Below are 603 nucleotides of genomic sequence, written 5' to 3'. Positions count from 1 at the left end.
TGCGCGGTTTCAAATTTTTGAAAAGGCATTTTAAAAATACTGGTTCTTAAATTTTTCAGCGATATAATGCGGAAAACTAAGAATGAAAGGGGCAACAATGGAAAAGTCGACTCAGCCTGAAGCAGTTTCGTCAGTACTTAAGGTTTTTCATATTCTTCAAGCACTTGGTGAACAGAAAGCCATCGGCGTTTCAGAGCTTTCACAACGTCGAATGATGTCGAAAGCGACTACTTACCGTGTTCTGCAAACCATGAAATCGCTCGGTTACGTATCTCAAGAAGGCGAAGCGGATAAGTACTCTCTAACACTTAAGCTGTTCGAGTTGGGCGCAAAATCGCTTGAGTACGTCGATCTGATCGAACTGGCCGACAAAGAAATGCGCCACATTTCAGAACAAACCAACGAAGCCTTGCACCTTGGTGCGCTGGATGAAAATGCCATCATTTACATCCACAAAATCGACTCTGGCTACAACCTACGCATGCAATCGCGCATCGGTCGTCGCAATCCGCTCTACAGTACTGCGATTGGTAAAGTGCTACTTTCTGAGCGCGATGAAAGCTTCGTTCGTGACGTATTGAGCGATGTCGAGTTCATTAAGCA

Annotated in this window: 1 protein-coding gene; it reads left to right on the top strand. The window is 44.6% G+C overall.

Annotation, left to right across the window (positions count from 1 at the left end; all coding sequences use genetic code 11):
- Positions 1–97: 97 nt before the first annotated feature.
- Positions 98–603: DNA-binding transcriptional regulator KdgR (gene kdgR / locus R7093_RS26515; protein ID WP_318147188.1), on the top strand; the 506-nt coding region annotated here is incomplete at its 3' end.

It is taken from the genome of Vibrio sp. 1580 (assembly GCF_033340055.1).
Note: the sequence above shows the minus strand (reverse complement) of the source record. Positions and strands in the feature narration are given on the sequence as shown.